Source organism: Amorphus sp. MBR-141, assembly GCF_053628695.1.
This window is the reverse complement of record NZ_JBRJGW010000021.1, coordinates 1-21,874: the sequence shown is the minus strand read 5'-3', so window position 1 is coordinate 21,874 and position 21,874 is coordinate 1. Positions and strand designations below refer to the sequence as shown.

The window sequence follows — 21,874 nt, the reverse complement described above, 5'->3', positions numbered from 1 at the left end:
CTCAGACCATCTTGTCCCAGCGCCGGCTGAGCCGCATCGCGCCGTTTATGATACCGACCATCGAGTAGGTCTGGGGGAAGTTTCCCCACAGTTCGCCGGTCGCCGGATCGACGTCTTCCGACAGCAGGCCGAGGTGGTTGCGGCACGAAAGCATGGACTCGTAGATCTCCCGGGCTTCCTCCACACGCTCGATCCGCGCCAGCGCGTCTATGTACCAGAACGTACAAATGTTGAATGCGGTTTCAGGCCGGCCGAAATCATCTGCCGCGGCGTAGCGGTAGAGGTGGTTCCCGTGGCGCAGCTTCGCGCCGATCTTCTCCACCGTGGCGACGAAGCGCGGATCGTTCGGGGAGACCAGTCCGACCTCGGCCGCCAGCAGCAGGCCGGCGTCCAGGTCGGTGCCCTCGAAACTCTCGGCGAACGCACCGAGATCCTCGTTCCAGGCGCGCCTGAGGATGGTGTCCTTCACCTCGTCGGCGCGCGACCGCCACTTCTTCGGATCCAGCCCCAGGCGGTAGGCGATCTTGGCCAGCCGATCGAGGGCCGCCCAGCACATCAGGCTCGACGAGGTGTGAACGCGGGCCCGGGTGCGCAGTTCCCACATGCCGGCGTCGGGCTTGTCGTAGAGTTCGTAGGCCTTCTCGCCGATGGCCTCCAGCTGGCGGAAGTCCTCGATGCCGGACGGCCGGAACAGGCGCTGGTCGAAGAACGCCTGGGCGGCACCCAGGACGATGTTGCCGTAGACGTCGTGCTGGAAGTGCTCGTAGGCCTGGTTGCCGACGCGCACCGGCCCCATGCCCTGGTAGCCCGGCAGGTCCACGGTCTCCTCGATCAGGGCGCGCTCGAGACCGATGCCGTAGACCGGCTGCACGTGCTCGCCGTTGGTCATGGCGATGATGTTGTTGATGTAGCGGAGATAGTTTTCCATCGTCTCGAGATCCGACAGCCCGTTGAGGGCGCGCACCACGAAGAAGGCATCCCGCAGCCAGCAGTAGCGGTAGTCCCAGTTGCGGCCGGAGTTCGCCGCCTCCGGGATCGAGGTGGTGATGGCGGCGACGATGGCGCCGGTCTCCTCGAAGGTGCACATCTTGAGGGTGATGGCGGCGCGGATGACCGCGTCCTGCCATTCCAGCGGCAGCCCGAGCCGGCGCGACCAGCCGCGCCAGTAGGTCTCGGTGTTCTCCACGAAGGTGTGGGCGATCTTGACGGGATGGTCGGTGAGCGTCTCGTCCGGACCGAGGAACAGCGCCAGCTCGCGGTCGAGCTGGAACCAGGTCTCGTCGCGGATGTAGGTCACCGGCGCGTTGGTCGTCATGCGCAGTGCGATGCCGTCGCCGACATAGCGGATGTGGTTGGATCCGGAGGTGATCTCGGGCGCTGACCGCGCCCAGCCGAAGACCGGGCGGATCTTGATGCGGATCCGCGGCCGGCCGACGAGCGGCCGCACCTGGCGCACGAACTGGGCGGGGCGGAACGTCCGGCCGCGGGCCTCGAAGCGGGGGGCGTGGTCGATGATCTCGATCGCCGTTCCGTCTTCGGCATAGATGCGCGTCGACAGGATGGCCGTGTTGGTGACGTAGCTCTGCTCGGTGCGGACCTGGCCCTCGATCTCCACCGTGAACGCGCCGTCTGCCGGGTCGCCCGAGCGGCTGCCGAGCAGGGCGTGGAACACCGGGTCGCCGTCGTAGCGGGGCAGGCACCACCAGACGATGCGGGCCTGCTTGTCGATCAGAACGGAGATCGAGCAGTTGCCGATCAGGCCGAGTTCGAGCGTGCTCATGACGCGAGCGACCTTTCGGGGCGCGTCAGCCGATCGAGCCATTCCATCACATCGATGCTGCCGTCGAGGCGATACGGGGCGCTGGTGGCGCCGTCGCCGACCTTGATGGCGACGCCCCCCATTCCGCTGACGATCCGGAAGCCGTCTTCGTCGGTGACGTCGTCGCCGAGAAAGACGGGCGTGCGGCCCTCGAAGGGAGGGATCTCCATGAAGGCGCCGATCGCGGTGCCCTTGTTGACGTCGCCGCGCTTGGCTTCGACGACCATCTTGCCCTCGATCAGGTGCAATTCCTCCAGATCGGCGGTGGCATCCCGCAGGGCGGCCTTCACCTCCGCCTCGGCCTCCGGGGCCTGGCGGTAATGAACGGCGATGCCGCTGCCCTTGTCCTCGAGGCTGACCCCGTTCTGCAGCAGGCGCGAACGTTCCAGCCGGTCGCGCAGGATGTGGACCTGCCCGGATTTGGGCAGCTCGACGACCGCGGCATCTTCCGCGCTGCGGCGCTCGATCCCGTGCAACCCCGCCGTCGGCAGGACGAGCGGCGACAAATAGCGGTCGATCTCGGCGATCCGGCGGCCGGTGACGACGGCCACCGCACCGCCGGCGTGGCTGCGCACGCGGCCGAGCAGATCGACCAGATCGGAGGACACGACGATCGCGTCGGGCGTTTCCGCGATGTCCACCAGCGTGCCGTCGAAATCGAGAAAGACGGCGGGTCGGAGGGGTATCGGAGGATGCGTCATGCCGTTCCTTGTAAACGAGGCGCGGGAATGGGTCGATGATCGAGGCGCCGGCCGGACCCGGCTCCGGTCGGTCGCGGGCGGCCGACCGTGGGGGATGCGCGTGCTTCAGGCCGCCAGACCCCGAGGAAGTCAGAGCTGATCGACCTGAAACCGCAGGCCGTGACCGATTGTAATATCCTGGAGCGGAAAGCCGGCATCCACCTTTCCCCATCCCGCTCTACGCGGCCAGCGTCTTCTCCGGGCTCTTGCACAGATCGGCGATCAGGCAGGCGGTGCACTCCGGCTTGCGCGCCTTGCACACATAGCGTCCGTGCAGGATCAGCCAGTGGTGGGCATGCTGCTTGAAGCGAGCGGGGATCACCTTCTCAAGGTGGGCCTCGACGGCGTCGGGCGTCCTGCCGGGCGCCAGTCCGATGCGGTTGGCGATCCGGAAGATATGGGTGTCGACGGCGATCGTCGGTTCGCCGAACGCGATGTTCAGGACCACGTTGGCGGTCTTTCGCCCGACGCCCGGCAGCGCCTGCAGGGCCTCGCGGTCGCGCGGCACCTCGCCGCCGTGATCGGCGATCAGCGCGCGGGAGAGGGCGACGACGTTCTTGGCCTTGTTGCGGTAGAGCCCGATCGTGCGGATGTGTTCGCGCACCCGGTCCTCGCCGAGCGCCACCATCGCCTCCGGCGTCGTCGCGGCGGCAAACAGCCCCCGGGTGGCCTTGTTGACGCCGACGTCGGTGGCCTGGGCCGACAGCACCACGGCGACCAGCAGCGTATAGGGATTGACGTACAGCAGCTCGCCGCGTGGCTCCGGATCGCGGGCCTCGAAGCGCGCGAAGATCGCCGCGATCTCGGCCTTCGTATAGGCGCTGCGCGTCTTCGAAAGGCTCTTCCGGCGTGCCGGCTGCCCCGCCAGTCCGCTGCGCGGCGTGGATTTTTCGCCTTGCGGCGACGTTGAGCGCGTCGGGGACTTCGATTCGGCCATTTCGGTTCTATAATTGTGTTCCATGACCCAGAGCAACACGACATGGGACCAGGAAGCCGTGGCACCGTTCTTCTCGGCGGTGCTGACCCCGCATCGATCGCTGGGGCGGCGCGGCTTTCGCGTCATGATGGGCATCGCGACGCTGATCGCGGTGTGGTCGGGCCTGCGCTTCTACTTCATCGGCGCGTGGCCGGTGGCGCTGTTCATGATCGCCGACGTCGGCCTGCTGTTCTTCGCGTTTCGCCAGAATTACCGGGCGGCGCGCGCCTTCGAGGAGGTGCAGGTGTCGACCACGGAGATCCTGGTGCGGCAGGTGGGGGCGAACGGCCGGACCCGGGAGTTCCGGTTCAATCCGGCGTGGGCCCGTCTGGCCATCACCCGCCTGGCCGACGAGGGGGTGACGAACCTGACGCTGACCTCGCATGGACGCAGCCTCGTCGTCGGCGGATTTCTCAACCCGGATGACCGGGAGAGTTTTGCTGCGGCCTTCGACGGGGCGCTTGCCGATGCCAAGCGCGGCGGACCGCGCGTCGCCTGAGCTGTTCGGAAACGGGTCGCGGTGAGGCGCGGATCGGGGTTCATTCCAGCATGACAGGCAACAGGGAGCCCCAGGCGATGCTTGGATCCGCAATCGACACACTGCCGGCACCGACGGAAGAAAGGGACCTGGTCCCGCCCCGGACGGCAGGGGACTACGACATCGTCCGGCGCGCGCTCGCCCATATTTCCAGCCGCTTCCAGGATCAGCCGAGCGTGCCGGACGTCGCCCGCGCCGTCGGCGTCACTCCGGTGCAACTGACCCGCACCTTCGATCGCTGGGCGGGGCTCACGCCGAAGCAGTTCCTGCAGGCGGTGACCCTCGACCATACGCTCCAGCTCCTGGAGAACCGTGCGAGCGTGCTGGATGCCACCTTCGAGGCCGGCCTGTCCGGCCCCGGCCGGCTGCACGACCTCTTCGTGACGCATGTGGCGATGCCGCCCGGGGTCTACCGCGAGCGCGGCCGCGGCATCGAGATCCGCTGGGGCTGGCACGACAGCCCGTTCGGGCGGGCGCTGCTGATGGTCACCGACTACGGGCTCGCGGGGCTCGCCTTCGCCGATCCGGGCGAAGAGGAAGCGGCCTTCGCCGACATGGCGCGGCGCTGGCCGAATGCCGACTACCGCGAGGATGCCATCGCCACCGCCGCAACGGCGGCACGGGTCTTCGAGCCGGAGGCATGGACCCGCGACCAGCCGGTGCGGGTGGTGCTGATCGGCTCGGACTTCGAGGTGAAGGTCTGGCAGACGCTGCTGAAGGTGAAGCCCGGCCGCGCGACCACCTATTCCGATGTCGCCAGCCACATCGGCAAGCCGACGGCGGCGCGGGCGGTGGGCAGCGCCGTTGGCCGCAACCCGATCTCGTTCGTGGTCCCGTGCCACCGAGTGCTGGGGAAGGGCGGCAGCCTGTGCGGCTACCATTGGGGCCTGACCCGCAAGCGGGCGATCCTCGGCTGGGAAGCCGGCCGCTTCGCGGCGTGAAGTCGGGCCGGCAGACGGGGCCTGTGCCCCGATCCATCCGGCCCCGGCGCGCGTGCCGCGTATCCGGTCCCGTGCCGTCTTCCTTCGCGCTGCGGAATGATCTAGAGCCTCTTCCGATCAGGCGGAAATACCTGATCGACAAGAAATGGCTCCAGACTCAATACCTTGGGCAATCCCAGTTCGCTCAGGTCGCTTCGATCTGAGCGGGAAATGCTCCAGGGATCACGCCGCTCGCGCCCCCACGTCGGGCCGGGGAAGGGGAACGAATGACGCAGCACGGCCGGAAGATCGCGGTGATCGGCCTCGGCTACGTGGGGCTGCCGGTGGCGGTGGCCCTGGCGAAGTCCGGTGCGCCCGTGATCGGCTTCGACATCAGCGCGCGCCGTGTCGAGGAGCTTCGCTCGGGCCACGACCACACCCGGGAGGTCGACGCGCGCGATCTCATCGATGCCGGCATCCGCTTTTCCAGCGATCCGCAGGAGCTGAAGGGGGCCGACTTCTTCATCGTCACCGTGCCGACGCCGATCGATGCCGCCCGCAGGCCCGACATGGGGGCCGTCATGGCCGCCAGCGCGACCGTCGGCGGCGCGCTCTCGGCCGGCGCGATCGTCGTCTACGAATCAACCGTCTATCCCGGTGCCACGGAGGAGGAGTGCGTTCCCGTGCTGGAACGCGCCTCCGGCCTCGTCGGCGGCACCGATTTCACGGTCGGCTATTCTCCCGAACGCATCAATCCCGGCGACAGGGAGCATCGGCTGGAGACCATCGTGAAGGTGGTGGCAGGCCAGGATGAGCGCACCCTCGACGTCGTCGCGGAGGTCTATGGGTCGGTGGTGACCGCTGGCATCCACCGCGCCCCCTCGATCCGGGTCGCCGAAGCCGCCAAGGTCATCGAGAACGCCCAGCGCGACCTGAACATCGCCTTCATGAACGAACTGTCGGACATCTTCGGGCGGATGGACATCGACACCTACGACGTGTTGGCCGCGGCCGGCACGAAGTGGAACTTCCTGCGCTTCACGCCCGGCCTGGTCGGCGGCCACTGCATCAGCGTCGATCCCTATTACCTGACCCACAAGGCGCAGATGGTGGGGCTGCATCCCGAGGTGATCCTCGCCGGCCGCCGCACCAACGACGACGTCGGCGCCCGCATCGCGCGCACCGGCGTGCGGCTGATCAACAGCGGCGGCCGGCCGGGCCGCCGGGTCACGGTCCTCGGCATCACGTTCAAGGAGAACGTGCCAGACATCCGCAATTCCAAGGTCGTCGACGTGATCCGCGAACTGCAGGCCTTCGGGATGGAGGTCACCGTCTCGGACTGCATGGCCGACGCAGCCGAAGTCCGTCACGAATACGGGTTCGAGCTGGTCGAGGAGGCCGCGCTCGGGCGCGCCGACGCGGTCATCCTGGCGGTTCCGCACGAGGCCTATCTCGACCGCGGCTGGCCGTTCGTCGAGGGTCTGCTGGCGGAAGAGGGCGGCGTGGTCATGGATCTCAAGGCGCGTCTCGACCGCGCCGCGAAGCCGGACCGCGTCCGCCTCTGGCGGCCATGAGTGGCGTCCCGCGCCGCTTTGTGTGACAGAACGTTGACACCGCCGCCTGGGTCGTCGATCCCGGTGGGTGCGCCGGCAGCGCCGCTGCGCGCTGTACGCTTCTCCCGCACACGAGCAGACAGGATCCGATGAAGGTACTCGTGACTGGCAGCGCCGGCTTCGTCGGCTTCCACACCGCCAAACGGCTCCTGGAGCGCGGCGACAGCGTGGTCGGGTTCGACGTCGTCAACGACTACTACGATCCGGCGATCAAGGAAGCGCGGCTGACCGTGCTGGCGGAAACCGCCGCGCGGACCAATGCCGAGTACGCCGTCGTGCGCGAAAACCTCGCCGATCGCGCCGCCGTGGAGGCCTGTTTCGAGACGCATCGTTTCGACAGGGTGATCCACCTGGCCGCCCAGGCCGGCGTGCGCTACAGCCTCGTCAATCCGCACGCCTACGTGGAATCGAACCTGATCGCCTTCACCAACGTCCTGGAGGCCTGCCGCCACGCCGAGGTGGCGCACCTCACCTACGCGTCGACCTCCAGCGTCTACGGCGCCAACACCAAGATGCCGTTCTCCGAGCACGACGGCGTCGACCATCCGCTGCAGTTCTACGCCGCCACCAAGCGCGCCAACGAGCTGATGGCGCATGCCTACAGCCATCTCTACCGGATGCCGACCACGGGGCTGCGCTTCTTCACCGTCTACGGCCCGTGGGGCCGTCCGGACATGGCGCTGTTCATGTTCACCAGGAACATCCTCGCCGGCGAGCCGATCCCCGTCTTCAATCACGGCAACCACACCCGCGACTTCACCTATGTCGACGACATCGTCGAAGGGGTGATCCGGGTGAGCGATCAGGTGGCCGAGCCCGACCCGGACTGGGACGCCGCGGACCCGGACCCGCGCTCCTCGAACGCGCCGTTCCGGATCTTCAACATCGGCAACAACGCGCCGGTGAAGCTCTCCGCCTACATCGAGGCGATCGAGGAAGCGGTTGGCAAGACGGCGATCAAGGACCTGCTGCCCCTGCAGCCGGGCGACGTGCCCGACACCTACGCCGACGTATCCGAGCTGGAGAAGGCGGTCGACTACCGGCCGGCGACGCCGGTGAAGGAGGGTGTTGCGGCGTTCGTTGCCTGGTATCGGGACTATTACGGGTCCTGACGTCGGGGTTGCTCCGGCCCGGGAAGCAGCGACGGCGACCGGCCGCGCAGGTAGTAGGCGGCCAGCCCGACCCATTCGTGGGCCGCCTCGTCGATGTTGCCGAGTCCCGCCGACAGTTTCAGCGTGAACCCCGGCCACTCGGTTCCGCGGCTGCGATAGTCGACGGGCCAGGCAACCAGTCCGGTCCACCCGCTGGCACGGAATGCCCCCATCGTCCGCGGCATGTGGATTGCCGAGGTGACGATCAGCCACATCTGACTGGGCTGAGGGCGCAGCACGTCGTAGGCAAAGCGTGCGTTGTCCCAGGTGTCGACCGAGCGGTCGTCGCCGGTGATGCGGTCCCGGGCAACGCCGAAGCTTGCCAGCAGCTCGGTGCCGAGCGTCAGTTCGGTGGCGTCCGGACGTCCGGGCGGCGCTCCGCCGCTGGCGATGAAGATGACCGCGTCCGGAAACCTGGCGGCGAGCTCGGCCGCGGCCGTGAAGCGGTCCCCCGCCTCGTTCAGGGGGATCGGGCGGCCATCCCTGCTGAGCGAGGCGTCGATCGCGCCGCCGAGAATGATGATGCCGGTCGGGGGCGTGCTCACCTCCGGGCCTGGCGGAAAGCGGAGCTCCAGCGGGTGCTGAAGGGCGATGCCCAGGGTCGTGTAGCCGCAGACCAGGAGAAGCCCGGTTGCGAGCGCGGTCGCAACGCCTCCCGGCCGACGCAATCCCGCCAGAAGCCCGATCACCCCGAGCACCAGAAGGGTTGCCAGGAGGTTTGAGGGGACGGTGAAGAACCGAAGCGTCACGTCGAGAAGGGCGGGCATCGAGACGTCCTTCGGCGCGGAGGAAAGGCATGCCGGTGCTTTCGATGGCGCCGCGATGGCAGCATTTGCAGATCGCGCATCCCGCTTCAATCCACCCTGTCCCGTCCTGTCGGGGCGGGACGAAGAAAAGTGGAAGCCTTCTTTCCGTTCGCGACCGCGGCTGCGGCACTATCCGTGCAGTAAGTCCGGACCCATCGTCTGTCTGTTGTGCAGGGCAGCATGCTCTGCTAGAGCAAACTCCGTTCAGATTGACGCGATCTGCCCGAAAGCGAATCGCTCGGCGTCAGGTGGCGACGCCATTTCCCGCCGATCAGGTGGAACCCATCCGATCGGAAATGGCACCCGAGCCCAGCCCGCTCGCGTCGAATCGCCACGAGCATCGCGCGGCCTCCAAGTATCTGTGTATGCGGCGACCCTCGTTCAGGCGGGTGTCATCTGACCGAAGGTTGGCGTGCGCGCACGCAGTTCGCAGTTGATCCTGCAGGGGCAGGTGCGGGCGAATGAAAAGGGACGCGTATGGCGAGACGGTTCCTGGTGACGGGCGGGGCGGGCTTCATCGGCTCCGCCGTCGTGCGCCATCTCCTGTCCGGCGGCGACAACGACGTGCTTGTCCTCGACAAGCTCACCTATGCCGGAACGCTGTCGTCTCTGTCTCCCGTCCGCGATGCGCCAGGCTATCGGTTCGTGCAGGCCGACATCGGCGATGGTCCTCGGGTCCGGGCCATCCTGGCGGACTTTCACCCCGACATCGTCCTCAATCTCGCAGCCGAGACCCATGTCGACCGGTCGATCGACGGCCCGGCCGCCTTCGTGGATACCAATGTCGTGGGAACCTTCGTGCTGCTGCAGGAGGTGCTGCGTCACTGGCGCGGCCTCGACCCCGCGGCGCAGGCCCGCTTCCGCTTCCACCATGTCTCGACGGATGAGGTATTCGGATCGCTCGGGGCAGAAGGCCACTTCACCGAAGACAGCGCCTACAACCCCAATTCGCCCTATTCCGCCTCCAAGGCGTCGGCCGACCATTTCGTCCGCGCCTGGCGGGAGACCTACGGGCTGCCGGCGATCATCACCAACTGCTCCAACAACTACGGCCCCTACCAGTTTCCGGAAAAACTGATTCCGCTGATGATCCTCAACGCGCTCGAGGAAAAGGCGCTGCCCGTCTATGGCGCCGGGGAGAACGTGCGCGACTGGCTGTTCGTCGACGATCACGCCAGGGCGCTGGCGCTCGTCGCGGCGGAAGGAGCGGCGGGGGACGTCTACACGATCGGCGGCGGCAACGAGGTCCGCAACATCGACGTGGTGCGCATGGTCTGCGAGCTGGTCGACCGGATGGCTCCGCGCAACGCCGGCGGCAGCCGAGCCGAGCTGATCAGCTTCGTTCCGGACCGGCCGGGCCACGACCTGCGCTATGCGATCGATGCCTCCAGGATCGGCGCATCGCTGGGGTGGGTGCCGTCGGAAAGCTTCGAGAGCGGGCTCGCCAAAACCGTCCGCTGGTATCTCGACAACCGCGCCTGGTGGGCGCCGCTGAGGGGCGTCTACCGGGGAGAGCGTCTTGGGGCAGCCCCTGCCGATGCAACCGTCCCGGTGGGGGGCGCGTAGGGTGGAGATCGTCGCGACCGAGATTGCGGACGTGAAGCTCGTGCGTCCGCGGCGCCACGGCGATGATCGGGGGTTCTTCTCCGAGGTCTACCGGACTGACGTGTTCCGGGAGGCCGGCCTCCCGGTCCACTGGGTGCAGGACAACCACTCGCTGTCGGGGACGCCCGGGACCGTCCGCGGCCTGCATTTCCAGACGCCGCCGTTCGCTCAGGACAAGCTGGTGCGCGTGGTGCGCGGGGCGGTGCTGGACATCGCCGTCGACCTGCGACGCTCGTCGCCCACCTACGGGCGCTTCGTCAGCCAGGAACTGTCGGCGGAGAACTGGCTGCAGCTCTTCGTGCCGAAGGGCTTCGCCCACGGTTTCTGTACGCTGACGTCCGATGCCGAGGTCCTCTACAAGGTGACGGAGTATTACGCACCCGAGCACGACGGCGGCGTTGCCTGGGACGATCCCGAGCTGGCGATCGCCTGGCCGGTGGCCCCGGAGCAGGCGATCCTGTCCGGCAAGGACCGCAACCTTCCGCGCCTCGCGGATCTCGAGGCACCGTTCGAATGAGCGCGCACCCGGGCATGCGGATCGCGGTGACGGGACGGACCGGGCAGCTCGCGCGTGCGCTTCGCGAGCGGGCGGCCGCGGCCGGCGCCGACGTCGTCTGCGTCAGCCGGCCGGAGATGGAACTCGCGGAGCCGGGCGTGCTGGCGGGGCTCTTCCGGACGGTCGGGCCCGACGCGATCGTCAATGCCGCCGCCTACACCGCCGTCGACAAGGCCGAGAGCGAGCCGGACGTCGCCCGCGCGATCAACGCCGCAGGCGCACGCACGGTGGCGGAGGCGGCGCGCGACCTTGGCGTGCCGCTCGTGCAGATGTCGACGGACTATGTGTTCGCGGGAACGCGTGACCGGCGCTACCGGGAAGACGATCGAACGGGGCCGCGCAGCGTCTACGGGGCGACGAAGCTGGAGGGGGAGGAGGCCGTGGCCGCCGCCACCCCGGACCACATGATCGTCCGCACCTCCTGGGTCTACAGCCCGTTCGGCGTGAACTTCGTGCGCACCATGCTGCGTCTCGGCGCCGAGCGTGACGAGGTGGCGGTGGTCGACGACCAGGTCGGCGCGCCGACCTCGGCGCTGGATCTCGCCGACGGGATCCTCGCGGCGTGCGCCAACCTCGTGGCGCGGCCGGACGAAGCGGCGTTGCGCGGCATCTTCCACATGACGGCCGCCGGCGAGGCCTCCTGGGCGGATGTCGCCGAGGCGACGTTCGCCGCTGCCGCCGCGCGCGGCGGGCCCACCGCGCGCGTCCGCCGCATCGCCACCGCCGACAATCCGAGGCCGGCCGAACGGCCGGCAAACTCGCGTCTCGACACGGCGAAGGTGGCTGCGGTTCACGGGATCCGGCTCCCCGACTGGCACGCGCCGCTCGACGCGTGCGTGGCGCGGATCCTGGCCGAAGGGGACATCCGATGAAGGGCATCATTCTGGCCGGCGGCAGCGGCACGCGGCTCTATCCGATGACGCGGGTCGTCTCCAAGCAGCTCCTCCCCGTCTACAACAAGCCGATGATCTACTATCCGCTCACGACCCTGATGCTGGCCGGGCTGCGCGAGATCCTGGTCATTTCGACGCCCGAGGACCTGCCGCGCTTCGAGCAACTGCTCGGCACCGGCGAACAATGGGGTATCCGCCTCGCATACGCCGTGCAGCCCCGCCCCGACGGTCTCGCCCAGGCGCTGACCATCGGCGAGGACTTCCTCGAGGGCGGGCCGTGCGCCCTGGTGCTCGGCGACAACATCTTCCATGGCCATGGCCTCCCGGAATTCCTGTCCGGCGCCATTGCCGACCTCTCCGGCGGGACGATCTTCGCCTATCATGTGAGCGATCCGAGCCGGTACGGCGTGGTGGAACTGGCGAAGGACGGCACGGCGATCTCGATCGAGGAGAAGCCGGCGAGGCCGCGCACCAGCTGGGCGGTGACCGGGCTGTATTTCTACGACGAGGATGCGCCCTCCATCGCGCGGGGCCTCGTGCCGTCGGCGCGGGGAGAGCTCGAGATCACCGACGTCAACCGGACCTATCTCGAGCGCGGCGATCTGTCCGTGAAACTGATGGGACGGGGCTTCGCCTGGCTGGACACCGGAACGCCGGAGGCGCTGATGGAAGCGTCGGAGTTCTTCCGCGCGCTGGAGCATCGCCAGGGCATGCGCATTGCCTGCCCGGAGGAGATCGCCTTCGGGTCCGGCTGGATCTCGGCCGACCAACTGGCCGAACTGGCAGCGGGCGTCCGCAACAGCGAATATGGCCGATACCTTCTGGGCATCCTGAACGCCGGGTAGGCGGCGACGAGACGAGGCATCCTTTTTCAGACGGCGGGCTCCGGACCGCCAAATCCAAGAAACGAGCAATGGCACCATACACTTCGCCGGTTCGCACGAATGCCTTCTCCTCCCGCAGCTCGCTGGGCGTGCGCAAGCGCGTTCTCGTCACCGGTGGTGCCGGCTTCCTCGGCTCGCACCTGTGCGAGCGGCTGATCGCCGAGGGCGACGAGGTGCTCTGTGTCGACAACTTCTTCACCAGTGGGCGGCAGAACATCGAGCATCTGATCGGCCACAAGCGCTTCGAGCTGATGCGGCACGACGTGACGTTCCCGCTCTATGTCGAGGTCGACCAGATCTACAACCTCGCCTGCCCGGCTTCGCCGATCCACTATCAGCACGATCCGGTGCAGACGACGAAGACCTCCGTCCATGGCGCCATCAACATGCTGGGGCTGGCCAAGCGGCTGCGCTGCCCGATCATGCAGGCCTCGACGAGCGAGGTGTACGGCGATCCGCGCGTGCATCCGCAGACCGAGGACTACTGGGGCAACGTCAACCCGATCGGACCGCGCTCCTGCTACGACGAGGGCAAGCGCTGCGCCGAGACGCTGTTCTTCGACTATCGCCGCCAGCATGGGATGCCGGTGAAGGTGGCCCGCATCTTCAACACCTACGGTCCCCGGATGCATCCGAACGACGGGCGCGTGGTGTCCAACTTCATCGTGCAGGCCCTGCGCGGCGAGGACATCACCATCTATGGCGACGGCGATCAGACGCGATCGTTCTGCTACGTCGACGACCTGGTGGAGGGCTTCCTGCGGCTGATGGGAACCGGCGACGATTTCACCGGACCCGTCAACATCGGCAATCCGAGAGAATTCACGATCAGGCAACTGGCGGAACTGGTGGTCGAGATGGTCGGCTCGCGCTCGAAGCTGATCGGCAGGCCGCTGCCCGCGGACGATCCGATGCAGCGCCAGCCGGACATCACGCTGGCGAAGCAGGTGCTGGGCTGGGAGCCCGTCACGCCGCTGGAAGACGGCCTCAAGAAGACCATCGCCTATTTCGATGCGCTGCTGAGCGGCGCGAAGACGCAGGACGACGTCGGGCAGACGGTGCAATGACCCGGACCGCCGCCCCGCTTCCCGGCGCGGTCCGCGGATGTCTTGGAATGACGTTCAATCGTGGTCCAGCCGCAACGCCGGCAACGGACGACAGCACGAGGCGGACATGACGGACCAGGCGCATAACCTCTACGTGCAGTACGGATGCGGGCTTTCCGTCGGGCAGGGCTGGCTCAACTACGACAACTCGCCGACGCTGCGCCTGTCCCGCGTGCCGGGGCTCGCCCCGCTGGTCCGGCGTGCGGGAGGCGTCCGGTTCCCTGACGAGGTGCTCTACGGCGACATCTGCAACGGGCCGCTGACGGCACCGGGCGCCTGCGCGGGCATCTACGCGTCGCACGTGCTGGAGCATCTCACCCTGGAAGACTTCAGGGCCGTGCTCGGGCACACCTACACCATGCTGAAACCCGGCGGGGTGTTCCGGCTGGTCGTGCCGGACCTCGAAGTGATCGCGCGGCGTTACACCGACATGCTGGGACAGGGTGTCGACGAGGCCAACAGCGACTTCATGCGCTCCGCCTGCCTCGGCGAGGAGCTCCGCCCGAAAGGGGTGGTCGGACGGCTGCGCAGCGTGTTCGGCAACGCCAAGCATCGCTGGATGTGGGACGAGCCGTCCATGACGCGGGCCCTGGCGGCCGTCGGGTTCGTCGATATCCGCCGCTGCGCGTTCAACGACTGCGCCGATCCGATGTTCAAGGCGGTGGAGGATGCCGGTCGTTTCGTCGACGAGGGGAGCGGGATGACGTCTCTCGCGATCGAATGCAGGCGCCCGGTTTGATCGGCGATCAGGGACTGGCCCTCCGGCACGGCGCCACGGCGGATGATGGTCCGGCCGGTGGCGGGGCCGCCGCAGGCGCCGTTGCGCCCCGACGACCGGCGGAGGCGCGGCGGCTGAAGGTGGTGCTGATCTACCGGCAGCGCCGGGCGGAGGCATTCAGCATCGAGGAGCTGTTCCACGCGATCGCCGCGGAACTCGCCCCTCATGCGGAGGTCGTCGAGTACGAGGCCGGCCCCCGCTGGCAGGCCGTTGCCGATGCCGTGCGGTTGCGGCGGCTCGACGCCGACGTCTACCATGTGACGGGCGACATCACCTATCTCGCCCTGCTGCTGCCGCGGCGGAAGACCGTCGTCACCATCCACGATATCGGCAACTTCCTGTTCGGCCTCGGCGGCCTCAAGCGCTGGATCTACAAGTGGGTGTGGATGGTGCTGCCGATCCGCTATGCGGCGGCCGCCACCGCCGTCTCGCAGGAAACGCGCACCAACCTCGAGCGGCATCTCGGCATCCCGCCGGAGCGCGTGCGCGTCGTGGAAAATTGCCACCGGCCGATCTTCAGGCCCGCCGCGAAGCCGTTCGACAGCGCTTGCCCGGTGGTGCTTCAGGTCGGCACGCAGCCCTACAAGAACGTCCCGCGCCTGATCGAGGCGCTTGCGGGGCTCGATGTCCGGCTAGTGCTGGTCGGCCAGCTCGATCAAGCCATCGAGACCGCCCTGCAGGAACACGGGACCGCGGTCGAGACCCATGCCGGCATCACCAACGAGGCTCTCTATGCCCTTTATGCCGATTGCGACATCGTCTCCTTCGTGTCGATCGGCGAAGGATTTGGCCTGCCGGTCATCGAGGGCCAGGCCGTCGGCCGGCCGGTGATCACCGCCAACATTCCGCCGATGTCGGACGTGGCGGGAGAGGGGGCTTGCCTGGTCGATCCGCTCGACGTCCAATCGATGCGCGCCGGATTCGAGCGGGTGCTGGCCGATCCCGATTATCGCCGCCGCCTCGTCGAAGCGGGACTGCGCAACGTCGTCCGGTTCTCACCTGAGCGGATCGGTGCCCGGTATCTCGCGCTCTACCAGGAGGTCGCGCGCCCGTGACCGACAAGCCGATCTACGTCACCGAACCGTTCCTGCCGCCGCTGGAGGATTTCGTTCCCTATCTGGAGAAGATCTGGGAGCGGAAATGGCTCACCAACAACGGCGCCTTCCACCAGCAGCTGGAAGCGGCGCTGTGCGGCTATCTCGGCGTCGATCAGGTGTCGCTGTTCACCAACGGCACGATCGCGCTGGTGACCGCGTTGCAGGCGCTGGGCGTGAAAGGGGAGGTCATCACCACCCCCTATTCGTTCGTTGCCACCGCGCATTCGCTGGTCTGGAACGACCTGACGCCGGTGTTCGTCGACATCGACCCGCAAACGATGAACCTCGACCCGGGGAACATCGAAGCGGCCATCACACCGCAAACGACCGCCATCCTGGCCGTGCACTGCTACGGCGTTCCCTGCGACGTCGTCCGCATCCGCGAGATCGCCGCGACCCATGGGCTGAAGGTCATCTACGACGCCGCACACGCGTTCGGCGTCCGGCTGCGCGGCGAGGGCCTGATGCGGCACGGCGACCTTTCGGTGCTGAGCTTCCACGCGACGAAGGTGTTCAATACGTTCGAGGGCGGCGCCATCGTCTCCCCCGACGCGGAGGCGAAGCAGCACATCGACTACCTGAAGAATTTCGGCTTTGCCGACGAGGTGACGGTGGTCGAGGCCGGCATCAACGGCAAGATGAACGAGGTGCAGGCCGCCATGGGCCTGCTGCAACTGCAGCACGTGGATGGCGCGATCGCTCGGCGGCGCGAGATCCATCGCCGCTACTGCGAGGGGCTGCGCGGCATCGCGGGCATTGCGACCCGCCCCGCGCCGGCCGAGACCGACTACAACTACGCCTATTTCCCGATCCTGGTCGGGCCGGACTACGCGCTCGCGCGGGATGCGCTCTACGAGCGTCTGAAGGAGGCCGGCATTTTCGGCCGACGTTATTTCTTCCCGCTGATCAGCACCATGCCGATGTATCGCGACCTTGCCTCCGCCGCAGCCGACAACCTGCCGGTGGCCACCCGCATCGCCAACGAAGTGATCTGCCTGCCGATCTATCCGGCCCTCCGCGACGTGGATCAGGACAGGGTGATCGCGGTGATCCGGGCATCTTCTTCGCAAGAAGGGGGCGACCAGTGAAGATCTTCGTTCTGACGGACAACAAATTCATTCACGATTCTTTTCGGCCCCTGTTCCGCACCGTCTCTGCGGCAAAGGTAGAGTTCTTCTGCAGCCCTTCGTCCGAACCGCTTTTCAGAGACGAGGTGGTCGGCAGTACGGTTACGCCGGTCTCGCTCAAGCGGGACGCCACTCGGTTTCTCGACTATGATCTTGGTTTCTCATGCCATTCCAAACAGCTCTTTCCTGCTGCCCTGGTGCAGGCTGTGCGCTGCCTCAACATTCACCCCGGGTTCAACCCTTACAATCGCGGCTGGTACCCTCAGGTGTTCTCGATCCTGAACCAGTTGCCGGTCGGCGCGACCATTCACGAGATGGACGAGCAGATCGACCACGGCCCCATCATATGCCAGAGCGAAGTCCAGGTGCATCCCTGGGATACATCGCGTGACGTCTATTTGCGGCTCCTCCAGGAGGAAGTCGCGCTGTTCAGGGCATGGCTGCCGCGCCTCATCGCCGGTGACTACGATGCGGTGCCACCGGCCATCGAGGGCAACTACAACGGCAAGGACGATTTCGCCGCCCTTTGTGAGCTTGATCCAGACCGTGTCGGCACCTTCCGCGAGTTTGTCGATCAGCTGCGGGCGTTGAGCCATCCTCCTTTCTCCAACGCGTGGATGACCCTGGGTGGGCGCAAGGTCCACCTGCGTCTCGAGCTTGAACCGTCCGACGATGTCCATGACGGGTAGACGGCTTCTGTTCCTCAGTTCGGTCGCCGTGCCGCACCAGATCAGGCTGTGCGAGGCGCTGCAGCCCTATTTCGACGCCGAGTTCTGGTTCTACGAGCCGCCGGATCGCACGCGGGGAAGCTGGTGGCGGGTGGATCTTGGGGACCACTGCCGGATCCTCGACGACGTGCGGTTCTTCACGTCCGGGCCGCTGGCGGAGAAGTATCTGGCGGCTGGGCTGACGGAGAAGCTCGAGGCCTTCGATCCGGATGTGGTGATGCTTGGCGGGTTCTCGATCCCCGCCAATTATCTGGCCTACCGTTGGGCGCGCAAGAACGGTCGGAAGACCGTGGTGCTGACCGAGCGGTCGCGGGACGGCGGCGGCAGGCTGCGCACACGGGGACTGAGCTGGCGGGTGTTGCAGCATCTCTATCGCGACGTGGACATGGTGATGACCACGGCCGACGACATCGTCGACCAGTTCCGCACCGAATTCCGGTTCGGCGACAAGGTCGTGGCGGGCCGCTATGCGGTGGACATCGACGATTATGCGAGCCATGCCCCGCGGACGGCCAGGTCCGCCTACACCTACCTCTTCGCCAACCGGATGACGGAGATCTACAATCCGGTCGGTGCGATCGATATCTTCGCCGCCATCCTGCAGCGGCATCCGGGTTCCCGGTTGCTGATGAACGCGGCGGGAGAGCTCGGAGGGCAGTGCCGTCAGAAGATCGCCGAACTGGACCTCGGCGATGCCGTGGAGTTCCTGACCGATATCGCGACCTGGGACGACCTCCCGAAGGTCTACGAGCGCTCTGACGTCCTGCTGCTGCCGGCCAGTTTCAGCAACGGCAACTTCACCATTCTGGAAGCGATGGCGTCGGGCATGGGGATCGTGATCAGCAACCGGGTGCTCGGAATTGGCAAACTGATCGAGGATGGGGTGAACGGCTTCAACTGCGACCCGACGACCGAGGCGTTCGTCGAACGGCTCGAGCGCTACATCGCCGACCCCTCGTTGTTCGAGCGGCATGCGGCCCTCAACAGGGCGATCGTCGCCCCGCTCGGCGCGGCCGGCACGGCGCGTCTGTACTCCGACCTTTTCCGGGAGCATCTGGCGATATGATGCCCCTTGAGCCGAACGAGCTGACCACATTGGCCGAGCCGGATCGCATCTACCGGAACAACGGCAACCTTCCCCTCCTTGCGCTGATGTCGGGCGCGCATCGCCGGGTGCTCGACGTGGGCTGCGGTGCCGGCGACAACGCGGTGCTCATCCGGCGCGAACATCCGGGCTGCACGGTCGAGGGCATCACCTACGCACACGCGGAGGCCGAGATTGCCGGCGCGCACGTGGACCGCTGCTGGGTGTTCGACATCGAGCGCGACTTTCCGGCCGAGTTCGCGGACCGCACGTTCGACACGATGATCTTCTCGCACGTGCTGGAGCACATGCGCGAGCCGGCCGAGGTGCTCGCCCGCTTCACGCGGCAACTCGCCCCCGGCGGGGTCGTGCTGATCGCCGTGCCCAACATCGTGGTCTGGCGACAGCGTCTGAAATTCCTGCGCGGCAGCTTCGACTACGAGCCGGTCGGGCTGATGGACGAGACGCACCTGCGCTTCATCACCTACCGGACGGCCGAGCGCGTGCTGCTGTCGCGAACGCCGGATCTGACGGTCGTCGACAAATCGGTGCAGGGGAGCGTGCCGCTGTGGATCCTCAGGCGCCACATCCTGCCGAAGTCCTGGTCGGCGGCGATCGACGGCTGGGGGGAGCGGCGCTGGCCGAACCTGTTCGGCGGGCAGATTCTCATCAAGGCGCAGAAGGCATGAGCGCGCTCTCCGGCGAGAAAATCTCCGTCTGCCTCCTCACCTACAATCACGAGGCGGTCATCCGGTCGACGCTGGCGACGGTGCTCGACCAGACCCTCGACGGCTACGAGGTCATCGTCAGCGACGACTGCTCGACGGACGGGACCTATGCCCGCATCCTGCAGATGGCCGAGACGGACCCGCGCATCCGCCCCGTGCAGACGCCGCACAACATGGGCATGCCGGGCAACGCCAACTTCGCGGTGTCGCTGTCGGAGCGTCCCTACATCGCGCTGCTGCACCACGACGACCTCTACCGGCGTGATCTCCTGGAGAAATGGCTGGAGCTTGCCGAGGCGCATCCCGACGCGACGTTCGTCTTCAATCCCTACGGCGTCGATGGCAGCGACTTCGTCCATTCCGCCGCGATACCGCCGGGGCGAGTCGATGGGCGCTGGCTGCTCGACACGTTCCTGCTGCCGCAATGGGGCTGTCCCGTGCGCGGCACGGCGATGATCCGGCGGTCCGACTGGGAAGCGGTCGGCGGCATGCGCGAGCGGTTCGGCCTGCTGTCCGACGTCGACCTATGGATGCGGCTGGCGATGCGGGGCGCCGTCGGCTATGTGGACGAGCCGATCATCATTGTGCGCCATGAGCGGCCGGACGATTATCCGGACACCTACAAGGGCAATGCCTTGTGGGCCTTCTGGAAGCGCCAGCGCTTTCTCTATGAGATCCACGCGGCGAACCGGCTTGCCTACTACGACCTCGGCACGATCCATGGGCGGCTGTCCTGGTGGCGATTCCGGATGCGACTGAGCGTCGAGACGGCCAAATGGCTCGCCTACGCCGTGGTGCGCCGCAAGCCCGTGCTGATTTCCACGAGCGCCGAGAGCGCAACGGCCTACGACCTTCCGCCGTTGCGGCTGATCCGGGCGCTGCTTCGGGCGCTCGTCGGTCGCAGCGAAGCGGGGAGGGCCTGATGGGCGTCACGCATCTGTTCCGCAGTCCGGAGGCGCACACCACCGCGCGCTATTTCGAGGGCGTCGCCCGCGCCGATCCATCGACGGAGCTGCGGGTCTGGACCGGGCGCCCGGCCCTCGACGAGATCGGTCCCGACGATCTCGTCGTGTTCGTCGACCCGGGACCGGAGTGGCCGCTCGGTCTCGAAGCGCTGGCCTGTCCCGCCGTGGCCTATTTCATCGACGTGCACCAGAACCTGCCCATCCGGCTCGACATGTCGCGCTTCTTCGACGCGGTTTTCATCGCCCAGAAGGACTACGTGCCGGCATTCGAGGCGATCGGTCACCGCCACGCCCACTGGCTGCCGCTCGCCTGCGATCCGGACACGCACCACGTCCCCGCTTCCGCGCGCGACATCGACGTCGGCTTCGTCGGCAAGCTCGGGCTGACGGGTACGGAGCGGCACGCGACGCTGACCGGCGTGCTGCCGCGCTATGCCACCAACGACTACCGGCGCTTCTACCCGCCCGAAGAAATGGGACGGCTCTACGGGCGCTCGAAGATCGTCTTCAACGCCGCGATCAATGGCGACGTCAACATGCGGGTCTTCGAGGCATGGGCCGCCGGCGCCCTGCTGGTGACCGACCGCGTCGACAACGGCTTTGCCGAGATCTTCGAGGACGGCGTCAATTGCGTCTGCTACGCGGGCGCCGACGATGCGATCGCGAAGATCGACCACTTTCTTGCCCACGACGCCGAGCGGGAGGCGATCGCCGGCGCGGGCCAGCACGCCGCGCTGTCGCGGCACACCTATCGGCACCGGTGGGAGACGATGATGGCAGGCGTCCGGCCTGCTATGGGGTGCGCCCCGGCGCGCGGTTACAGCCGCCGCGAACTCGGCGAGACCTACGCGCGCATCTTCTCGGCGACGCGCATGCCGTGGCGCATCCCGCAGGCGATCACGCGCTACGGCGCCAGCCGGGCGGCGTTCGTCGAGTTGGGAATTGCCGGCGGGCGGTGGGCCAACTCGAAGGTGCCGATGACCCCGAATGCGTTCTCATACAAACGCCGCTCGCGACGATAGGCCGACGCCATGCTTCCTCGTCGACACGTCCTCATCCTTGGAGCGTCCGCCAGCATCGGAGGGGCAGTCGTGGATCGGTTCCTTGAGCGGGGCGATCACGTGGCGGCGACCTACAATCGCACGCCGCTCGCCGCGCGCGACGGGCTGGTACCGATCCAGGCCGACCTGACGTCGGCTCTCGATCGAGCCCGCCTGAGGGGGGATCCCGCCCTGGATGCTCCCATCGACGTGCTCGTCTCGCTGGTTGGTCTCCTGCCGGGAAAGCCGCTTCGTGACTATGACGATGCGCTCGTCGATCACGTCATGGACGTGAACTTTTCTGCCGTGGCGAAAACCGTGCGCGATTTCCTGCCGAAGATGGCCGACAGGTCGGTCATTCTTCTTCTCGGCTCGGTGTCTGGCGAGCGCGGCAGCTTCGACCCTATCTACGCCGCCGGAAAGGGCGCGATAGTGGCGTTCGCGAAATCGCTTGCCGCCTGGACCGATGGGCGGGTGCGGGTCAACGTCGTCAGTCCGTCGTTGATCGAGAACAGCACGATGTATGGAGACATGTCCCCGGAGCGGCAGGCCTTTCATGCGCGCTCAAATCCGGGCGGCGAACTCGTGCAATCCACGGATCTGGCGGTGATCGTTGTCGACCTCATGGCCTGCCCCATCGAGGTGGCCGGGGCGTAGAGTTAGAGTCCGGCGGTTAGGGCCGGCGGATGTGCCGACACGGCGCCAGGGTAAGGTGACCAT

22 protein-coding genes are annotated in these 21,874 nt (G+C 67.2%); 18 read left to right on the top strand and 4 right to left on the bottom strand.

What is annotated here, in order from left to right; translation table 11 throughout:
* Window position 1 precedes the first annotated feature (1 nt).
* The 3 genes from ACSSVZ_RS22460 to nth form a co-directional block, all read right to left on the bottom strand.
* Complete coding sequence (locus ACSSVZ_RS22460) at window positions 2-1,780, bottom strand: glycoside hydrolase family 15 protein (RefSeq protein WP_453973027.1); 1,779 nt, start codon at window positions 1,778-1,780, stop codon at window positions 2-4.
* On the bottom strand, window positions 1,777-2,520 hold the full coding sequence (otsB, locus tag ACSSVZ_RS22455; protein WP_453973025.1) for a trehalose-phosphatase: 744 nt from the start codon (window positions 2,518-2,520) through the stop codon (window positions 1,777-1,779). The genes ACSSVZ_RS22460 and otsB overlap by 4 nt, the downstream gene beginning before the upstream one ends.
* A 217-nt stretch (window positions 2,521-2,737) precedes the next feature.
* Window positions 2,738-3,496 carry an endonuclease III gene (nth, locus tag ACSSVZ_RS22450; protein WP_453973023.1) on the bottom strand — a complete coding sequence of 253 codons (759 nt, stop codon included), beginning with the start codon at window positions 3,494-3,496 and terminating at the stop codon, window positions 2,738-2,740.
* A 22-nt stretch (window positions 3,497-3,518) separates the two neighbouring features.
* Between nth and ACSSVZ_RS22445 the strand changes: the two genes are divergently transcribed.
* The 4 genes from ACSSVZ_RS22445 to ACSSVZ_RS22430 all read left to right on the top strand — a co-directional run bounded on the left by ACSSVZ_RS22445 (window position 3,519) and on the right by ACSSVZ_RS22430 (window position 7,718).
* Window positions 3,519-4,034, top strand: a complete 516-nt coding sequence (locus tag ACSSVZ_RS22445; RefSeq protein WP_453973021.1) for a DUF2244 domain-containing protein — start codon at window positions 3,519-3,521, stop codon at window positions 4,032-4,034.
* A 77-nt stretch (window positions 4,035-4,111) separates the two neighbouring features.
* Window positions 4,112-5,014 carry a methylated-DNA--[protein]-cysteine S-methyltransferase gene (locus ACSSVZ_RS22440; protein WP_453973019.1) on the top strand — a complete coding sequence of 301 codons (903 nt, stop codon included), beginning with the start codon at window positions 4,112-4,114 and terminating at the stop codon, window positions 5,012-5,014.
* A 266-nt stretch (window positions 5,015-5,280) separates the two neighbouring features.
* On the top strand, window positions 5,281-6,567 hold the full coding sequence (locus tag ACSSVZ_RS22435) for a nucleotide sugar dehydrogenase (RefSeq protein ID WP_453973018.1): 1,287 nt from the start codon (window positions 5,281-5,283) through the stop codon (window positions 6,565-6,567).
* 128 nt (window positions 6,568-6,695) lie between these two features.
* Window positions 6,696-7,718 (top strand): NAD-dependent epimerase, encoded by a 1,023-nt coding sequence (locus tag ACSSVZ_RS22430; protein WP_453973017.1) that lies wholly within the window; start codon window positions 6,696-6,698, stop codon window positions 7,716-7,718.
* Here the strand turns inward: ACSSVZ_RS22430 and ACSSVZ_RS22425 are convergent.
* Window positions 7,706-8,524, bottom strand: a complete 819-nt coding sequence (locus ACSSVZ_RS22425) for a YdcF family protein (RefSeq protein WP_453973016.1) — start codon at window positions 8,522-8,524, stop codon at window positions 7,706-7,708. The two genes, ACSSVZ_RS22430 and ACSSVZ_RS22425, sit on opposite strands and share 13 nt — an antisense overlap.
* 516 nt (window positions 8,525-9,040) lie before the next feature.
* Here ACSSVZ_RS22425 and rfbB point away from each other — a divergent pair.
* The 14 genes from rfbB (at window position 9,041) to ACSSVZ_RS22355 (ending at window position 21,811) form a co-directional block, all read left to right on the top strand.
* Window positions 9,041-10,129 carry a dTDP-glucose 4,6-dehydratase gene (gene rfbB / locus ACSSVZ_RS22420; RefSeq protein ID WP_453973015.1) on the top strand — a complete coding sequence of 363 codons (1,089 nt, stop codon included), beginning with the start codon at window positions 9,041-9,043 and terminating at the stop codon, window positions 10,127-10,129.
* Between the two features lies 1 nt (window position 10,130).
* Complete coding sequence (rfbC, locus tag ACSSVZ_RS22415) at window positions 10,131-10,685, top strand: dTDP-4-dehydrorhamnose 3,5-epimerase (protein ID WP_453973014.1); 555 nt, start codon at window positions 10,131-10,133, stop codon at window positions 10,683-10,685.
* A 14-nt stretch (window positions 10,686-10,699) separates the two neighbouring features.
* On the top strand, window positions 10,700-11,596 hold the full coding sequence (gene rfbD / locus ACSSVZ_RS22410) for a dTDP-4-dehydrorhamnose reductase (protein WP_453973085.1): 897 nt from the start codon (window positions 10,700-10,702) through the stop codon (window positions 11,594-11,596).
* Complete coding sequence (rfbA, locus tag ACSSVZ_RS22405; protein ID WP_453973013.1) at window positions 11,593-12,462, top strand: glucose-1-phosphate thymidylyltransferase RfbA; 870 nt, start codon at window positions 11,593-11,595, stop codon at window positions 12,460-12,462. The genes rfbD and rfbA overlap by 4 nt, the downstream gene beginning before the upstream one ends.
* A 68-nt stretch (window positions 12,463-12,530) precedes the next feature.
* A complete protein-coding gene (locus ACSSVZ_RS22400; protein ID WP_453973012.1) occupies window positions 12,531-13,568 on the top strand; it encodes a UDP-glucuronic acid decarboxylase family protein in 1,038 nt (345 codons plus the stop codon).
* A 106-nt stretch (window positions 13,569-13,674) separates the two neighbouring features.
* Complete coding sequence (locus ACSSVZ_RS22395; RefSeq protein WP_453973011.1) at window positions 13,675-14,346, top strand: class I SAM-dependent methyltransferase; 672 nt, start codon at window positions 13,675-13,677, stop codon at window positions 14,344-14,346.
* On the top strand, window positions 14,343-15,440 hold the full coding sequence (locus tag ACSSVZ_RS22390) for a glycosyltransferase family 4 protein (protein WP_453973010.1): 1,098 nt from the start codon (window positions 14,343-14,345) through the stop codon (window positions 15,438-15,440). The genes ACSSVZ_RS22395 and ACSSVZ_RS22390 overlap by 4 nt, the downstream gene beginning before the upstream one ends.
* Window positions 15,437-16,570: a DegT/DnrJ/EryC1/StrS family aminotransferase gene (locus ACSSVZ_RS22385; protein WP_453973009.1), complete on the top strand. Its 1,134-nt coding sequence runs from the start codon at window positions 15,437-15,439 to the stop codon at window positions 16,568-16,570. Before ACSSVZ_RS22390 ends, ACSSVZ_RS22385 begins: the two co-directional genes overlap by 4 nt.
* Window positions 16,567-17,298 carry a dTDP-4-amino-4,6-dideoxyglucose formyltransferase gene (locus tag ACSSVZ_RS22380; RefSeq protein WP_453973008.1) on the top strand — a complete coding sequence of 244 codons (732 nt, stop codon included), beginning with the start codon at window positions 16,567-16,569 and terminating at the stop codon, window positions 17,296-17,298. The genes ACSSVZ_RS22385 and ACSSVZ_RS22380 overlap by 4 nt, the downstream gene beginning before the upstream one ends.
* The gene (locus tag ACSSVZ_RS22375; RefSeq protein ID WP_453973007.1) at window positions 17,288-18,403 is read left to right on the top strand and encodes a glycosyltransferase family 4 protein; all 1,116 of its coding nucleotides are present in this window, start codon (window positions 17,288-17,290) and stop codon (window positions 18,401-18,403) included. The genes ACSSVZ_RS22380 and ACSSVZ_RS22375 overlap by 11 nt, the downstream gene beginning before the upstream one ends.
* Complete coding sequence (locus tag ACSSVZ_RS22370; protein WP_453973006.1) at window positions 18,400-19,110, top strand: class I SAM-dependent methyltransferase; 711 nt, start codon at window positions 18,400-18,402, stop codon at window positions 19,108-19,110. The genes ACSSVZ_RS22375 and ACSSVZ_RS22370 overlap by 4 nt, the downstream gene beginning before the upstream one ends.
* Window positions 19,107-20,072, top strand: a complete 966-nt coding sequence (locus ACSSVZ_RS22365) for a glycosyltransferase family 2 protein (protein ID WP_453973005.1) — start codon at window positions 19,107-19,109, stop codon at window positions 20,070-20,072. The genes ACSSVZ_RS22370 and ACSSVZ_RS22365 overlap by 4 nt, the downstream gene beginning before the upstream one ends.
* Window positions 20,072-21,136, top strand: a complete 1,065-nt coding sequence (locus ACSSVZ_RS22360) for a CgeB family protein (protein ID WP_453973004.1) — start codon at window positions 20,072-20,074, stop codon at window positions 21,134-21,136. Before ACSSVZ_RS22365 ends, ACSSVZ_RS22360 begins: the two co-directional genes overlap by 1 nt.
* 9 nt (window positions 21,137-21,145) lie before the next feature.
* Window positions 21,146-21,811 (top strand): SDR family oxidoreductase, encoded by a 666-nt coding sequence (locus tag ACSSVZ_RS22355; RefSeq protein ID WP_453973003.1) that lies wholly within the window; start codon window positions 21,146-21,148, stop codon window positions 21,809-21,811.
* Window positions 21,812-21,874: the final 63 nt, after the last annotated feature.

Excerpts from the sequence above, each read along its gene's own strand:
- otsB (WP_453973025.1), bottom strand. The coding sequence starts at position 2,520 with ATGACGCATCCTCCGATACCCCTCCGACCCGCCGTCTTTCTCGATTTC.
- ACSSVZ_RS22360 (WP_453973004.1), top strand. The coding sequence starts at position 20,072 with ATGGGCGTCACGCATCTGTTCCGCAGTCCGGAGGCGCACACCACCGCG.
- ACSSVZ_RS22445 (WP_453973021.1), top strand. The coding sequence starts at position 3,519 with ATGACCCAGAGCAACACGACATGGGACCAGGAAGCCGTGGCACCGTTC.
- rfbA (WP_453973013.1), top strand. The coding sequence starts at position 11,593 with ATGAAGGGCATCATTCTGGCCGGCGGCAGCGGCACGCGGCTCTATCCG.
- ACSSVZ_RS22425 (WP_453973016.1), bottom strand. The coding sequence starts at position 8,524 with ATGCCCGCCCTTCTCGACGTGACGCTTCGGTTCTTCACCGTCCCCTCA.
- ACSSVZ_RS22375 (WP_453973007.1), top strand. The coding sequence starts at position 17,288 with ATGACGGGTAGACGGCTTCTGTTCCTCAGTTCGGTCGCCGTGCCGCAC.
- ACSSVZ_RS22355 (WP_453973003.1), top strand. The coding sequence starts at position 21,146 with ATGCTTCCTCGTCGACACGTCCTCATCCTTGGAGCGTCCGCCAGCATC.
- ACSSVZ_RS22395 (WP_453973011.1), top strand. The coding sequence starts at position 13,675 with ATGACGGACCAGGCGCATAACCTCTACGTGCAGTACGGATGCGGGCTT.
- rfbB (WP_453973015.1), top strand. The coding sequence starts at position 9,041 with ATGGCGAGACGGTTCCTGGTGACGGGCGGGGCGGGCTTCATCGGCTCC.
- ACSSVZ_RS22460 (WP_453973027.1), bottom strand. The coding sequence starts at position 1,780 with ATGAGCACGCTCGAACTCGGCCTGATCGGCAACTGCTCGATCTCCGTT.
- ACSSVZ_RS22365 (WP_453973005.1), top strand. The coding sequence starts at position 19,107 with ATGAGCGCGCTCTCCGGCGAGAAAATCTCCGTCTGCCTCCTCACCTAC.
- rfbD (WP_453973085.1), top strand. The coding sequence starts at position 10,700 with ATGCGGATCGCGGTGACGGGACGGACCGGGCAGCTCGCGCGTGCGCTT.
- ACSSVZ_RS22400 (WP_453973012.1), top strand. The coding sequence starts at position 12,531 with ATGGCACCATACACTTCGCCGGTTCGCACGAATGCCTTCTCCTCCCGC.
- ACSSVZ_RS22370 (WP_453973006.1), top strand. The coding sequence starts at position 18,400 with ATGATGCCCCTTGAGCCGAACGAGCTGACCACATTGGCCGAGCCGGAT.
- ACSSVZ_RS22435 (WP_453973018.1), top strand. The coding sequence starts at position 5,281 with ATGACGCAGCACGGCCGGAAGATCGCGGTGATCGGCCTCGGCTACGTG.
- ACSSVZ_RS22440 (WP_453973019.1), top strand. The coding sequence starts at position 4,112 with ATGCTTGGATCCGCAATCGACACACTGCCGGCACCGACGGAAGAAAGG.
- nth (WP_453973023.1), bottom strand. The coding sequence starts at position 3,496 with ATGGCCGAATCGAAGTCCCCGACGCGCTCAACGTCGCCGCAAGGCGAA.
- ACSSVZ_RS22430 (WP_453973017.1), top strand. The coding sequence starts at position 6,696 with ATGAAGGTACTCGTGACTGGCAGCGCCGGCTTCGTCGGCTTCCACACC.